This window comes from Pseudomonas sp. TE3786 (assembly GCF_054057335.1).
In genome coordinates, this window is the sequence record NZ_JBSRZF010000032.1 from 23113 (window position 1) to 36379 (window position 13267).

The 13267-nt window shown below is 61.3% G+C and carries 10 protein-coding genes and 2 pseudogenes; all 12 read left to right on the plus strand.

From position 1 onward, the window contains the following. Positions 1 to 3 precede the first annotated feature (3 nt). Complete coding sequence (locus ACVW0Y_RS23145; RefSeq protein WP_457441634.1) at positions 4 to 1434, plus strand: N-acetylmuramoyl-L-alanine amidase; 1431 nt, start codon at positions 4 to 6, stop codon at positions 1432 to 1434. Further along, positions 1431 to 3332, plus strand: coding sequence for a DNA mismatch repair endonuclease MutL (gene mutL / locus ACVW0Y_RS23150; protein ID WP_457441635.1), 1902 nt, complete (start codon positions 1431 to 1433; stop codon positions 3330 to 3332). The genes ACVW0Y_RS23145 and mutL overlap by 4 nt, the downstream gene beginning before the upstream one ends. An 11-nt stretch (positions 3333 to 3343) precedes the next feature. Next, the gene (miaA, locus tag ACVW0Y_RS23155; RefSeq protein ID WP_457441637.1) at positions 3344 to 4318 is read left to right on the plus strand and encodes a tRNA (adenosine(37)-N6)-dimethylallyltransferase MiaA; all 975 of its coding nucleotides are present in this window, start codon (positions 3344 to 3346) and stop codon (positions 4316 to 4318) included. A gap of 93 nt (positions 4319 to 4411) precedes the next feature. Continuing rightward, positions 4412 to 4672 carry an RNA chaperone Hfq gene (gene hfq, locus ACVW0Y_RS23160; RefSeq protein WP_108097895.1) on the plus strand — a complete coding sequence of 87 codons (261 nt, stop codon included), beginning with the start codon at positions 4412 to 4414 and terminating at the stop codon, positions 4670 to 4672. 12 nt (positions 4673 to 4684) lie between these two features. Beyond that, complete coding sequence (gene hflX / locus ACVW0Y_RS23165; RefSeq protein ID WP_457441640.1) at positions 4685 to 5986, plus strand: ribosome rescue GTPase HflX; 1302 nt, start codon at positions 4685 to 4687, stop codon at positions 5984 to 5986. A gap of 96 nt (positions 5987 to 6082) precedes the next feature. Then, positions 6083 to 7249 (plus strand): FtsH protease activity modulator HflK, encoded by a 1167-nt coding sequence (gene hflK, locus ACVW0Y_RS23170; RefSeq protein ID WP_457441642.1) that lies wholly within the window; start codon positions 6083 to 6085, stop codon positions 7247 to 7249. Beyond that, positions 7249 to 8118 (plus strand): protease modulator HflC, encoded by an 870-nt coding sequence (gene hflC / locus ACVW0Y_RS23175; protein ID WP_457441644.1) that lies wholly within the window; start codon positions 7249 to 7251, stop codon positions 8116 to 8118. Before hflK ends, hflC begins: the two co-directional genes overlap by 1 nt. Positions 8119 to 8229: 111 nt before the next feature. Beyond that, positions 8230 to 8415 carry a DUF2065 domain-containing protein gene (locus ACVW0Y_RS23180; protein ID WP_457441646.1) on the plus strand — a complete coding sequence of 62 codons (186 nt, stop codon included), beginning with the start codon at positions 8230 to 8232 and terminating at the stop codon, positions 8413 to 8415. 32 nt (positions 8416 to 8447) lie between these two features. Beyond that, positions 8448 to 9635 (plus strand): ATP phosphoribosyltransferase regulatory subunit, encoded by a 1188-nt coding sequence (locus tag ACVW0Y_RS23185; protein ID WP_457441648.1) that lies wholly within the window; start codon positions 8448 to 8450, stop codon positions 9633 to 9635. Between the two features lie 51 nt (positions 9636 to 9686). After that, a complete protein-coding gene (locus ACVW0Y_RS23190) occupies positions 9687 to 10979 on the plus strand; it encodes an adenylosuccinate synthase (RefSeq protein WP_457441650.1) in 1293 nt (430 codons plus the stop codon). Between the two features lie 982 nt (positions 10980 to 11961). Beyond that, positions 11962 to 12222: pseudogene (locus tag ACVW0Y_RS23195) on the plus strand (HAMP domain-containing protein); the annotation flags it as partial. 363 nt (positions 12223 to 12585) lie between these two features. Next, positions 12586 to 13080, plus strand: a pseudogene (locus ACVW0Y_RS23200) (methyl-accepting chemotaxis protein); the annotation flags it as partial. Between the last annotated feature and the right edge of the window lie 187 nt (positions 13081 to 13267).

Consider the following 13267-nt stretch of genomic DNA (forward strand, 5'->3'; position numbering starts at 1 on the left):
AGAGTGGGGTTGGGTATGCGCATGCGCGCGCTGGTTACCGGGGTTGCTGTGCTGCTTGCCATGTTGGCTGCCGATCTTGTGGCTGCGGCCGATATTAAAAGCGTACGGCTGTGGCGAGCACCGGATAACACCCGCCTGGTTTTCGACCTTTCCGGCCCGGTGCAACACAGTGTGTTCACCCTGACCTCACCCAATCGCATCGTCATCGACGTCAATGGTGCCACCCTGGCAACCAAGCTCGAGCAGCTGTCCATCGCCAACACGCCGATTACCAGCGTACGCTCGGCGCAACGCTCGCCTACCGATCTGCGCATTGTCATCGACCTGTCCGCGCCGGTAACGCCCAAGAGCTTCACCCTGGCGCCCAACCAGCAATACGGTGATCGCCTGGTGGTTGACCTGTTCGACCAGGGCGCCGACAGCTCGCCAAGCCTGCCCTCGACCACCACGGCGGCAGCGCCGGAAGCGCCTGTGTCGCCCACCCAGCCGGTACCCAAGCTGACCCCGCCTGACCCTAGCGGCAAGCGCGACGTCGTGGTCGCCATCGATGCCGGGCACGGCGGCGAAGACCCCGGAGCCCTGGGGCCGCGCGGCGCTCGCGAGAAAGACGTGGTGCTGGGCATCGCCCGCGAGCTGCAGCGCCAGGTCAACGCCACCAAGGGCTATCGTGCCGAGCTGGTGCGTACCGGCGACTACTTTATTCCGCTGCGCAAACGCACCGAAATCGCCCGCAAGAAGGGTGCCGATCTGTTCGTTTCCATTCACGCCGACGCCGCGCCCAGCTCCTCCGCGTTCGGGGCCTCGGTGTTCGCCCTGTCTGATCGTGGCGCTACGTCGGAAACCGCGCGTTGGCTGGCCGACAGTGAAAACCGCTCCGACCTGATCGGCGGTGCCGGCAACGTCAGCCTCGACGACAAGGACCCGATGCTGGCCGGGGTGTTGCTCGACCTGTCGATGACGGCGTCGTTGTCTTCCAGTCTGAACGTCGGCCAGAAGGTGCTAAGCAACCTCGGCAGCGTCACTTCGCTGCACAAGCGCCGGGTGGAACAGGCCGGTTTTATGGTGCTGAAGTCGCCTGATATTCCCTCGATCCTGGTGGAGACCGGCTTTATCTCCAACCCCAACGAGTCGGTGAAGCTGGCTTCCGGCAGTCACCAGCAGTCGTTGGCCCGTTCGATTTCCAGCGGCATCCGCCAGTTCTTCCAGCAGAACCCGCCACCGGGCACCTACATTGCCTGGCTGCGTGACTCCGGCAAGATCGCCCCGGGGCCGCGTGATCATATGGTCGCCTCCGGCGAAAGCCTGGCGCTGATCGCTCAGCGTTATCAGGTCACCCAGGCGGCCATCCTCGCGGCCAATAACCTGAAAACCGATTCCTTGAAGGTCGGCCAGCACCTGCAGATTCCGCCCACCGCCCTGGTGGCACAGCCATGAGCAGCCTGTATTCGCCGAATTCGCGGATCGAGCTGTTAAGCCCGCGCCTGGCCAACCAGATTGCCGCGGGCGAAGTGGTCGAGCGGCCGTCTTCGGTGATCAAGGAGCTGCTGGAAAACAGCCTCGACTCCGGTGCCACCCGTATCGATGTCGATGCCGAGCTAGGCGGCACCAAGTTGCTGCGGGTGCGTGACGATGGCAGTGGCATTGCCGCCGACGACCTGCCGCTGGCCCTGGCGCGCCACGCCACCAGCAAGATCCGCGAACTGGAAGATCTGGAAAGCGTGATGAGCATGGGCTTTCGCGGCGAGGCGCTGGCATCCATCAGCTCCGTTGCGCGCCTGACCCTGACTTCGCGTACCGCCGATGCCGAGCAGGCCTGGCAGGTGGAAACCGAAGGGCGCGACATGGCACCTCGGGTGCAACCCGCCGCCCATCCGGTGGGCACCTCGGTGGAAGTGCGTGACCTGTTTTTCAACACGCCGGCACGACGCAAGTTTCTGCGCTCGGAGAAAACCGAGTTCGATAACGTCCAGGACGCCGTCAAGCGGCAGGCCCTGGCGCGCTTCGATGTGGCCTTTCACCTGCGTCACAACGGCAAGACTGTGCTGTCGCTGCACGAAGCCCATGATGAGGCTGGCCGTGCGCGGCGCGTAGCGGCGGTCTGTGGCGCGGCGTTTCTCGAGCAGGCCATGCCGATCGAAATCGAGCGCAATGGTTTGCGCATGTGGGGCTGGGTCGGCTTGCCGACTTTCTCGCGCAGCAACACCGATTTGCAGTATTTCTTCGTCAACGGTCGTTCGGTGCGCGACAAGCTGGTAGCCCACGCCATCCGCCAGGCCTATCGCGACGTGCTGTTCAACGGCCGGCATCCGACCTTTGTGCTGTTCCTGGAGATCGACCCGACTGTGGTTGACGTCAACGTGCATCCGACCAAGCATGAAGTGCGTTTTCGCGACAACCGCATGGTCCACGATTTCCTTTACGGCACTCTGCATCGCGCGCTGGGTGAAGTGCGTCCGGAAGACCATCTGGCGGCCCCGGCTGCTGTTGCCGATATGTTGCGCCCCACTGGCCAGGCGGCTGGCGAGTTCGGCCCGCAGAATGAAATGAGCCTGTCGGCGAGTGTGCTGGAGCGTCCGGCCGGCGAAAACACCTGGCGTGCGCCGGGCAGTGGCTACCAGGGTGGCTATTCGGCTCCGCGCCCGAATCCAGGCCTGCCGGTGGCGGAAACCCAGGGCGTCTATCGCGACTACTTCGCGCCGCTGGTCAATGGTGCTGCACCGGCCGCGCTGCCTGAGAACCAGGGCGATATCCCGCCGCTGGGTTACGCCCTGGCGCAGCTCAAGGGCGTGTATATCCTTGCCGAGAATGCCATCGGCATGGTGTTGGTCGATATGCATGCGGCCCATGAGCGCATCACCTATGAGCGCTTGAAGATCGCCATGGCCAGCGAAGGTCTGAGTGGTCAGCCGCTGCTGGTGCCTGAGTCCATCGCCGTGAGCCAGCGTGAGGCGGACTGCGCTGAAGAACATGCGGCCTGGTTCCAGCGTCTGGGCTTCGAGCTGCAGCGTCTGGGCCCGGAAACCCTGGCGATTCGGCAGATTCCGGCGCTGCTCAAACAGGCCGAAGCCAATCGCCTGGTACACGATGTGGTCGCCGACTTGATGGAATACGGCACCAGTGACCGCATTCAAGCGCATCTCAATGAGCTGCTTGGCACCATGGCCTGCCACGGCGCGGTGCGCGCCAACCGCCGCCTGACCATCCCGGAAATGAACGGCCTGTTGCGCGATATGGAAAACACCGAGCGCAGTGGGCAATGCAACCACGGTCGGCCGACCTGGACGCAGCTGGGCATGGACGACCTCGACAAACTCTTTATGCGCGGCCGCTAAGGGCTTTCTTTATGTCCAGTCGCCTGCCTCCGGCGATTTTCCTGATGGGGCCGACTGCCGCCGGCAAGACCGACCTGGCCATCGAGCTGACCAAACACCTGCCTTGCGACTTGATCAGCGTGGACTCAGCGCTGATCTACCGCGGTATGGATATCGGTACCGCCAAGCCTTCGAAAGAGCTCTTGGACCAGTATCCGCACCGTCTGATCGATATCCGCGATCCCGCCGAACGCTATTCCGCCGCCGAATTCAGCGCCGACGCCTTGGCGGCGATGGCCGAGATCACCGCCGCGGGCCGTATTCCGCTGCTGGTGGGCGGCACCATGCTGTATTACAAGGCATTGCAGGAAGGTCTGGCCGATATGCCGGCCGCCGACGCCGAGGTGCGCGCGCAGCTGGAATTGCGTGCGGCCAATGAAGGCTGGGAAGTGTTGCATCGTCATTTGGCGGAGGTCGATCCGCAATCTGCTGCGCGAATTCACCCCAACGACCCCCAGCGGCTGACTAGAGCCCTGGAAGTTTTTCTGGTCAGCGGCCAGACCATGACGTCGCATAGAGAGCGTCAGGCCGCTCAAAACGGCGGTTCTAGCACAGCCGGTGCGGCGCAATTCCCCTATACTGTCGCCAACTTGGCCATTGCGCCTGCGCAGCGCCAGGTTTTGCACGCGCGGATTGCCGAAAGATTTCAAGCCATGGTGGAACAGGGCTTTGTCGAAGAGGTCGAAGCCCTGCGCAATAGAGGCGACCTGCATGTCGGGCTGCCGTCTATACGGGCGGTTGGCTATCGCCAGGTTTGGGATTACCTCGATGGCAGCCTGAGTCGGGAGCAAATGGTCGAGCGTGGCGTTATCGCCACCCGTCAATTAGCCAAAAGACAGTTCACCTGGCTGCGCAGTTGGTCCAATCTGCACTGGCTGGACAGTCTGGCTTGCGACAATCTGCCACGTGCCTTGAAATACTTGAAGTCGGTCTCCATATTGGACTGAGACCTTGCTTATTGCCGTCTACTCTTGGGGGTAAGGCGGCTAAGTCCACCACTTTTCATACTATAACTATCGATCTCCAAAGGAGTGCGGCACATGTCAAAAGGGCATTCGCTACAAGACCCTTACCTCAATACCCTGCGTAAGGAACGCGTACCGGTTTCAATCTATCTGGTTAACGGCATCAAGCTGCAAGGCCAGATCGAATCCTTCGACCAGTTTGTTATTTTGCTGAAGAACACTGTCAGCCAGATGGTCTACAAGCACGCAATCTCCACTGTGGTACCGAGCCGTCCGGTTCGTCTGCCTAGCGCGACAGAAGGCGAGCAAGTCGAAGCAGAACCAGGTAACGCCTGATAGGAGTCTGCTTTGTTCTTCGAGCGTCATGAAGGCGGTGAACGGGCCATCCTGGTTCATCTGGACGGCCAAGACCCAGAGGCGCGCGAAGACCCGCAGGAGTTCCAGGAACTCGCCCATTCGGCGGGTGCGGACACGGTGGCGTTCATTAACGTGCCTCGTCATCGGCCGACCGCAAAATTTCTGATTGGCAGTGGCAAGGTCGAGGAGTTACGCGACCTGGTCAAGGCCGAGCAGGCTGATCTGGTTATCTTCAACCACATCCTCACCCCGAGTCAGGAACGCAACCTTGAACGTGTGTTCGAGTGTCGCGTGCTCGATCGTACCGGGCTGATTCTCGATATCTTCGCTCAGCGTGCACGGACCCACGAAGGTAAGTTGCAGGTTGAGCTCGCGCAGCTCGATCACCTGAGCACGCGCCTGGTTCGTGGCTGGACCCACTTGGAACGGCAGAAGGGCGGTATCGGTCTGCGTGGTCCGGGTGAAACCCAGCTGGAAACCGACCGCCGTCTGTTGCGGGTGCGCATTGGCCAGATCAAGCAGAAGCTCGAACGCGTGCGCAGTCAGCGCGAGCAGGCACGGCGTGGCCGCAAACGTGCGGATATTCCGTCCGTTTCGCTGGTGGGCTACACCAACGCCGGCAAATCCACCCTGTTCAACGCTGTTACCCAGTCCGAGGTATACGCGGCGGATCAACTGTTCGCCACCCTCGACCCGACGCTACGGCGCCTGGAACTGGATGACCTCGGCCCCATCGTGCTGGCCGATACCGTGGGCTTTATCCGCCATTTGCCGCACAAGCTGGTCGAGGCCTTTCGCGCTACGCTGGAGGAGTCGAGCAACTCCGACCTGCTGCTGCATGTGATCGACGCCCATGAGCCTGATCGTCAGCAGCAAATCGAACAGGTTCTGGCGGTGTTGACCGAAATCGGTGCCGATGAGCTGCCGATTCTTGAGGTGTACAACAAGTTGGATCTGCTCGAAGGCGTCGAGCCGCAGATTCAGCGTGATGAAGCAGGGCGTCCGCAACGTGTCTGGCTGTCGGCTCGTGATGGGCGGGGGCTGGATCTGCTGGCGCAGGCGGTTGCCGAGTTGTTGGGTAACGATCTGTTTGTCGGCACCTTGTGCCTGCCGCAGCGCCTGGGTCGGTTGCGTGCACAATTTTTTGCCTTGGGTGTCGTGCAAACCGAAGCGCATGATGAGCAGGGTGCCAGTCTCTTGGCTGTGCGGGTTCCACGAGTGGAGTTGAATCGGTTGATCAGTCGCGAAGGCTGGCAGCCGGCAGAGTTTCTCGAGCAACACACTTTGCAATAAAGCCTGCGACTGTGGCTTTGCTGCTGTTGGGTGGCATCTGTAGCATTGGCGGGCGCGCCGTGGGCGCGTCTTTGCTTTATCAGTATGGAGAGCGCTATGGCTTGGAATGAGCCGGGTGGCAACTCGAACAATCAAGACCCTTGGGGTGGACGCAAGGGCGGCGGTGACCGCAAAGGTCCGCCGGATCTCGACGAAGCCTTCCGCAAGCTGCAGGAGAGCCTCAACGGGCTGTTCGGCGGCAGTAAAAAACGTGACAGCGATGGTGGCTCCAGCGGTGGCAGTGGCGGTGGCTTCGGCCTGATCGCCGTGGTCGTTGCGGTGCTGGCCGCTATCTGGCTGTACAGCGCCGTGTATGTCGTGGATGAGCAGGAACAGGCTGTGGTGCTGCGCTTCGGCAAGTACTACGAAACTGTCGGCCCAGGCCTCAACATCTATTTCCCTCCGATTGATCGCAAGTACCAGGAGAACGTCACCCGCGAGCGTGCTTATAGCAAGCAGGGGCAGATGCTCACCGAGGACGAGAACATCATCGAAGTACCGCTGACTGTTCAATACAAGATCAGCAACCTGCAGGACTTCGTACTTAACGTTGACCAGCCGGAAGTGAGCCTGCAGCAGGCCACCGACAGCTCGGTTCGCCATGTGGTGGGTTCCACCGCGATGGACCAGGTGCTGACCGAAGGCCGTGAATTGATGGCCAGCGAAGTCAAAGAGCGCCTGCAGCGTTTTATGGATACCTACAAGACCGGTATCACCATTACCCAGGTGAACTTGCAGAGCGCTGCGGCACCGCGTGAAGTTCAGGAAGCCTTCGATGACGTGATCCGTGCCCGTGAAGACGAGCAGCGTGAGAAGAATCTGGCCGAATCCTACGCCAATGGCGTGGTGCCGGAAGCCCGTGGTCAGGCCCAGCGTCTGATCGAAGATGCCAGCGGTTACCGCGATGAAGTGGTCTCCCGGGCAACGGGTGAAGCAGATCGTTTCACCAAGCTGGTCGCCGAGTACCGCAAGGCTCCCGAGGTCACTCGTGAGCGTTTGTACCTGGATACCATGCAAGAGCTGATGAGCAACACCAGCAAGGTGCTGGTGACTGGCGAGAAAGGGCAGAACAACCTGCTTTATCTACCGCTCGACAAAATGATCGATAGCCGTGGCGCTGCACCTGTGCCGGGCGCTTCGAGCAACGCTGCCGCTGCCGATCTGGGCTCGCGGGTGAATGCTGATTTGCAACAGCGTGATCTGCGGACAAGGGAGACTCGCTGATGAGCAATAAATCACTGGTCGCCCTGATCCTTGGCGTCGTCGTTCTGTTGGTGGGCTGGAACTGCTTCTATATCGTGTCGCAAACCGAGCGCGCGGTAATGCTGCAGTTTGGTCGCATCGTGCAGACCGATGTCGCCCCTGGTCTGCATGTGAAGGTTCCGTACGTTAACCAGGTACGCAAGTTCGATGCGCGTTTGATGACCCTGGATTCCTCCACTTCGCGTTTCCTTACCCTGGAAAAGAAAGCGCTGATGGTTGATGCCTACGCCAAATGGCGTGTGCTGGATGCCGAGCGTTTCTATACCGCTACCTCGGGCGTGAAGCAGATTGCCGATGAGCGTCTGTCTCGTCGTCTGGAAGCATCGCTGCGTGACCAATTTGGTAAGCGCACCCTGCACGAGTCGGTGTCCGGCGAGCGTGACGCGTTGATGGCGGACGTGACTGCAACCCTGAACAAGGCAGCACAGAAAGAGCTGGGTATTGAGGTGGTAGACGTTCGCGTCAAGGCCATCGACTTGCCCAAGGAAGTCAACCGCAGCGTATTCGACCGCATGAGCTCCGAGCGTGAGCGTGAGGCTCGTGAGCATCGCGCCAAAGGCAAGGAACTGGCCGAAGGTATTCGTGCCGACGCCGACCGGCAGAAGCGCGTGATCCTCGCCGAGGCCTATCGTGAAGCGGAAGAAGCCCGCGGTGACGGCGATGCGAAAGCGTCGGCGATCTACGCCAAGGCTTACGGTATGGATCAGGAGTTCTACGGTTTCTACCGTAGCCTGCGTGCCTATCGTGAAAGCTTCGCCGATAAGCGCGACGTGCTGGTGCTGGATCCGAGCAGCGACTTTTTCCGCTACCTGGAAAAGTCCAAGCCTTGATGGAAGTCGCTTCCGACGGACGCTGGTCGTCCGTCGGGGTGACCGATCAGGCAAAGGTTGTTATGATGCGTCAGCCGGGAAATTCCCGGCTTTTTTGCGTCTGTGGGAACCATGTGGCAGGAACTCGGCATCGCGTTGTGTTTAGTGCTGGTGCTGGAAGGCATCCTGCCGTTCCTATATCCACGAGGTTGGCGTGACACATTCATGCAGCTTTTACAGCTGTCTGATGGTCAGTTACGCCTAATCGGGCTTGCCAGCATGCTGCTGGGAACAGTCCTCCTTTACTGGCTTCATTAATGGCTGCCGCCCGCAACGAGGGGAATGGCGAAATGGCAACGGTAGACCGCTGGCTGCTGCCAGATGGCATCGAGGAAGTACTGCCGCCGGAAGCGGCGCGCATTGAGGCGGCGCGCCGTCAGGTACTGGATCTGTTCCAGCGCTGGGGCTATGAGTTCGTCGTCACTCCACATATCGAATACCTGGAATCGCTGCTCACCGGCGCGGGCCAGGATCTGGATCTGCGCACCTTCAAGGTGATCGATCCGCAAACCGGCCGGCAGATGGGCTTTCGCGCAGACATCACTCCGCAAGTGGCGCGCATCGATGCGCACACCCTGCGTCGTGAAGGGCCAAACCGTCTGTGCTACGCCGGCAGCGTCCTGCACGCCCAGCCTCGCGCGCTGACCACCTCGCGCAGTCCGATCCAGTTGGGGGCCGAGTTGTATGGCGACGCCAGCCCGGCCAGCGACGTGGAAGTGATCAGCCTGCTCCTGGAAATGCTCGAGCTGGCCGCTGTGCCGGATGTGCACATTGACCTCGGCCATGTCGGTATCTACCGCGGCCTGGCGCGTGCCGCGGGTCTTTCCGGTGAAGTGGAACAGCAACTGTTCGACGCCCTGCAACGCAAGGCGGTCGACGAAGTGGCTGCTCTGACCGAAAGCGTTCCGGCCGATTTGCAGAAAATGCTCCGCGCCCTCGCCGAGCTTTGCGGCGAGCGTGAAGTGCTGGACCTTGCGCAAGCCTGCCTGGTCGAAGCCCCGGAAGATGTGCACCTGGCGCTCGACGAGCTGATCGCCATTGCCGATACCCTGGAACGTCGCTACCCCGAAGTGCCGTTGTACTTCGATCTGGGCGAGCTGCGCGGCTACCACTATCACACCGGCGTGGTGTTCGCGGCGTTTGTGCCGGGCGTTGGTCAGTCCATCGCCCAGGGCGGCCGCTATGATGATATTGGTGCTGACTTCGGTCGGGCTCGCCCGGCCACCGGTTTTTCCACCGACCTGAAGACTTTGGTGACGCTGGGCGCGATGCAGCTCGACGAGCCGGAGTCTGGGGTCTGGGCGCCGGACAATCATGATTTGTACCTGTGGAAGGCGGTTCGTCAGTTGCGCGCGCAGAACACGCGTGTCGTGCAGGCCCTGCCTGGCCAGGATGTTAGTGCTGCGCACGAGGCGGGCTGTGATCGCCAGTTGGTGCTCAATGATGGGCGCTGGCAGGTTGTGCCATTGGCTGTTTAAAAGGTTTCCGCTGGCTTGTGCCGGCATCAAGCTTCGAAGAGGACAAGTGTTATGGGTAAGAATGTCGTCGTCCTGGGCACCCAATGGGGTGATGAGGGCAAAGGCAAGATCGTTGATCTGCTGACTGAACACGCTGCTGCGGTAGTTCGCTACCAGGGCGGTCACAACGCAGGTCATACCCTGGTGATCAATGGCGAGAAGACCGTCTTGCACCTGATCCCGTCGGGCGTGCTGCGCGACGGCGTGCAGTGCCTGATCGGTAACGGTGTGGTGGTGGCACCGGACGCCTTGATGCGCGAAATCATCAAGCTGGAAGAGAAAGGTGTGCCGGTGCGTGAGCGTCTGCGTATCAGCCCGGCTTGCCCGCTGATCCTGTCCTACCACGTGGCGCTGGACCAAGCCCGTGAGCGCGCCCGTGGCGAAGCCAAGATCGGCACCACCGGTCGTGGTATCGGCCCGGCCTACGAAGACAAAGTGGCCCGCCGTGGCCTGCGTGTTGGCGACCTGTTCCACCGCGAGCGCTTCGCCGCCAAGCTCGGTGAATTGTTGGACTACCACAACTTCGTGCTGGTCAATTACTACAAAGAGCCGGCCATCGACTTCCAGAAAACCCTGGACGAGTGCATGGAATACGCCGAGTTGCTGAAGCCAATGATGGCTGATGTCACCTCCGTGCTGCACGACCTGCGCCGCGACGGCAAAGACATCATGTTCGAAGGCGCGCAGGGTTCCCTGCTCGACATCGACCACGGTACCTACCCCTATGTAACCAGCTCCAACACCACCGCCGGCGGTATCGCTACCGGTTCCGGTTTTGGTCCGATGTACCTGGATTACATCCTCGGTATCACCAAGGCCTACACCACCCGCGTGGGTTCGGGCCCGTTCCCGACCGAGCTGTTCGACGACGTTGGCGCGTTCCTGGCCAAGCGTGGTCATGAGTTCGGTGCGACCACTGGCCGTGCACGTCGTTGCGGCTGGTTCGACGCTGTAATCCTGCGTCGCGCCATCGAAATCAACAGCATCTCGGGCCTGTGCCTGACCAAGCTGGACGTACTCGACGGTCTGGAAACCATCCGTATCTGCGTAGGCTACAAGAACGAAAACGGTGCCGTCATCGACGCACCTACCGACGCCGATAGCTATATCGGTCTCGAGCCGGTGTACGAAGAAGTGCCGGGCTGGAGCGAGTCGACTCTGGGTGCCAAGAGCCTGGACGAACTGCCGCCCAATGCCCGTGCCTACATCAAGCGGGTGGAAGAGTTGGTCGGCGCGCCGATCGATATCATCTCCACCGGCCCGGACCGCAACGAGACCATCGTTCTGCGTCACCCGTTCGCCTAAGCGCTAGCATTGCCGCAATTATTGCGGTTGCACACGACAAGGGGTCGCCATTGGCGGCCCTTTTTCGTTTCTGCTCGCTCGGTCAGGTTGGCGGCATGGCGATTGCCTATCCTCAAGTTATCCCAGCGGTTGCCGTCACACAGGTGACGGGTATTGGAGGTTTGTCGTGTCAGCCATCGTTTCTCTCTTGCGTAGCCGCTTGCTGCGCCCGGTTTTCATTGCTCTTGGAATTGCACTGCTGGTGCAGGTCTTGGTGGCTGTTGCACTAACTCGGAGCACGGTCGGTGCGTTGGAGGTCGACCTGGGCACGCGCCTGGGTGCTGACACCCAGCGCCTGGAGTCTGAGTTGCAGGAAGCTGGGCGTGAGCTCTCCTCGGGGCTCGGCACCTTATCGACGCGCACCCGTGAGCGTCTGGCGGCAGGCTTGTCGTCGCGCTTGAAGGAAGAGCAGACGCAGATGCGTGCCACCCTGGAGCAGAATCTCAAGGATTCGGCCAACGATATGGCCCAGCTGCTTGCCGCGGTAGCGCCGCGGGCGATGTGGGATAACGATGGCCCTGCCTTGTCCGAATTCGCCCGTCGCGCCCAGCGCAACCCTAATGTGCTGTTCGTGGTGTACGACGATGCCCAGGGCCAGCACCTGACCCGTTACCTGAATCGCGAAAATCCGCTGATCAAATCCCTGATGGAAAAAGGCGAGGGCGAGCGGGCGCTGGATAAGGTGCTGAACGCGGCCCGTAACGATAAATCGGTGTATTTCATCGAAGCTCCCATCAGCCCCAATGGCGTGGAAATCGGCAAAGTGTTGATGGGCGTTTCCACCGCTTCGGTGGAGCAGCAGCTGCAGGCGTTGGATAAGCGCTTTACGGCGCTGATCGCCAGCGGCGACCAGTTGGTAGCCGACAGTTTGTCCGGCGCGGCCACCGAAAGTACTGCCGCCCTCACTGCCCGCCTGAAGGCGGCACAAGCGGAAACCGCTGGCATGGCCGACGGTGCGCGCAGCTCGGTGCAGGAGTCGGCTGCAACGCTGAAGTGGCGGATCGGTTTGAGCCTGGTGCTGGTGGGGTTGGGCGTGTTGCTGACCCTGGCGGTGGTGCTGGGGCGGCGGGTAGTCAGCAAGCTGCATCTGCAGATCGCCGCACTTAACGATCTGGCGGCCGGTGAAGGTGATCTGACCCGGCGTATCGAAGTCACCAGCCGCGACGAAATCGGTGATATGGCCATTGCCGTGAACCGTTTCGTGGAAAAGTTGCAGCCCATCGTACGTGAGGCAGGCGAGGTGGCGGTCAGCACCGGTGTGGAAATCAAAGGGCTGGCCACTCGCAGCGTGGCGGCCGAGGCCGCTGCCGAGCGTCAGCGTGACGAAGTGGCGGGTAGCCTGGAGGCGCTGGCAGTGATGGCTGGCGATGCTCAGGCGGAAAGCCGCGCCATGCAGGCAGCGCTGCAGCGGGTGGTATCGATTCGCCAGGACGCCAACGAAAATGCGGTGATCGCCACCAAGGTCGGCGGCCTGATCGAGGAGCTGGTTTCTCGGGTCGAGGCGGGTTCGGCGGTTATCGAGCGCCTGGCGCGGCAGAGCGAACAGATCGAGATGGTGTTGACCGTTATCCATGGCATCGCCGAGCAGACCAACCTGTTGGCGCTTAATGCGGCCATCGAGGCGGCGCGTGCTGGTGAGACCGGTCGTGGTTTTGCCGTGGTGGCGGACGAAGTGCGGGCATTGGCCAGCAAGACCCAGCAATCCACCGGTGATATCCAATCGCATATCACCGCCTTGCAGCAGGGCGCGAAAGAGGCCGTGTCGGTGATCGGTCGTGCCGGTCAGCAGGCCAATGAAGGCCTGGCGGCGCTGCGTGACAGTGAGCGGTTGCAGCTGTCGGTGCAGGCGGCGGTGGACGACGTGCATGCGGCGATCAAGGCGGCCACTCAGGCGGCGGCACATCAGGCTGAAGGTGCGGATGCCGTGCGGGGGCGCGTCGAAGTGATTCACGCTGAGGCGCAGCGTGCGGCGGAAGCGGGTGCAGCGACGGCGGCCAGCGGGCGCGTGCTGGATGGCTTGGCCTCGCGATTGAAGTCGAGCTTGGGTCAGTTCCGCGTATAGCCGAGCGAGAAGCAAACAAGCCGAGGTTGTCCTCGGCTTGTTTATTTACGACCTGTCAGCAGCCAAATTGCAGGCACAAAAAAACCGGCCTGAGCCGGTCTCTTTGTTGCTGAGGTTGGTAGTACCTCAGTCTGAATTGGTGCCCAGGAGAAGACTCGAACTTCCACGATGTTGCCATCGCTAGGAC

Bases quoted from the DNA above. Each gene is read 5' to 3' on its own strand.
- mutL (WP_457441635.1), top strand. From the start codon at position 1,431: ATGAGCAGCCTGTATTCGCCGAATTCGCGGATCGAGCTGTTAAGCCCG.
- miaA (WP_457441637.1), top strand. From the start codon at position 3,344: ATGTCCAGTCGCCTGCCTCCGGCGATTTTCCTGATGGGGCCGACTGCC.
- ACVW0Y_RS23190 (WP_457441650.1), top strand. From the start codon at position 9,687: ATGGGTAAGAATGTCGTCGTCCTGGGCACCCAATGGGGTGATGAGGGC.
- hfq (WP_108097895.1), top strand. From the start codon at position 4,412: ATGTCAAAAGGGCATTCGCTACAAGACCCTTACCTCAATACCCTGCGT.
- ACVW0Y_RS23180 (WP_457441646.1), top strand. From the start codon at position 8,230: ATGTGGCAGGAACTCGGCATCGCGTTGTGTTTAGTGCTGGTGCTGGAA.
- hflC (WP_457441644.1), top strand. From the start codon at position 7,249: ATGAGCAATAAATCACTGGTCGCCCTGATCCTTGGCGTCGTCGTTCTG.
- ACVW0Y_RS23185 (WP_457441648.1), top strand. From the start codon at position 8,448: ATGGCAACGGTAGACCGCTGGCTGCTGCCAGATGGCATCGAGGAAGTA.
- hflK (WP_457441642.1), top strand. From the start codon at position 6,083: ATGGCTTGGAATGAGCCGGGTGGCAACTCGAACAATCAAGACCCTTGG.